General features: G+C 67.4%; 1 pseudogene. It reads right to left on the bottom strand.

Annotated features, from left to right (window positions below):
• A pseudogene (locus RY1_RS30900) lies at positions 1-816 on the bottom strand (hypothetical protein); the annotation flags it as partial.

Here is an 816-nt window from a genome sequence, read left to right as displayed (position 1 = left end):
TGGTGCAGGAGGTGTCGGGGGTGTAGGAGGTGTCGGGCCTGGTGGGTTCGGGTCGTCGGGGTCCTCTGGGTCCCCTGGATCCTCCGGATCAACGGGGTCGGCGGGATCCTCCGGATCAACGGGGTCGGCGGGGTCCTCCGGATCAACGGGGTCGGCGGGGTCCTCCGGATCAACGGGGTCGGCGGGGTCCTCTGGATCAACGGGGTCGGCCGGGTCCTCTGGATCAACGGGGTCGGCGGGGTCCTCCGGATCAACGGGGTCGGCCGGGTCCTCCGGGTCGGCGGGGTTTTCGGGGTCGATGGGGTCCCGTGCGTCGAGGTCTGTTGTGTCCGGGGCTGGTGAGGTTGTGTCTGGTGTGTCCGACGCTGTCGAGTCGGTTTCGGTTGTTGTGTGGGGGTTTTCGGGGTGTCGGGTGTGGGCTGTGGTGGATCGATCGGTTTCTGGTTCTGGGTGTGTGGTCGCGTCCGTGTTTGTGGCGCTGCCGCCGGTCGCATCGGTGGTCGCGTCCGTGTCTGTAGCGCTGTCGGTCTCTGTGTCTGTGCCGCTGCCGCTGTCGTTGGTGTTGGTGTTGGTGTGGAGGTGTTGTTGTGCGGCGTGGAGGGTTTCGGTGAGGAAGGCTTGCCAGCGGGCGTCGGTGGCGAGTAGGCGTGCGGTGTCGGGGTCGATGGTGGTGCCGTCGGAGAGGGTGGCGGGGGTGTTGGTGAGTCCGAGGAGTGTTTCGATGTCGACGAGGACTTGGATCAGTGGTGCGCGTCGTGGGGGTGTGTGGTGGGCTGCGGCGGCGACGGGGCAGTTGTCGGTGCGGCAGAGGCAAAC

Origin of the sequence: Rhodococcus yunnanensis NBRC 103083 (assembly GCF_001895005.1) — a bacterium.
Classification (GTDB): domain Bacteria; phylum Actinomycetota; class Actinomycetes; order Mycobacteriales; family Mycobacteriaceae; genus Rhodococcoides; species Rhodococcoides yunnanense.
This window is presented reverse-complemented; position numbering and strand designations above follow the sequence as displayed.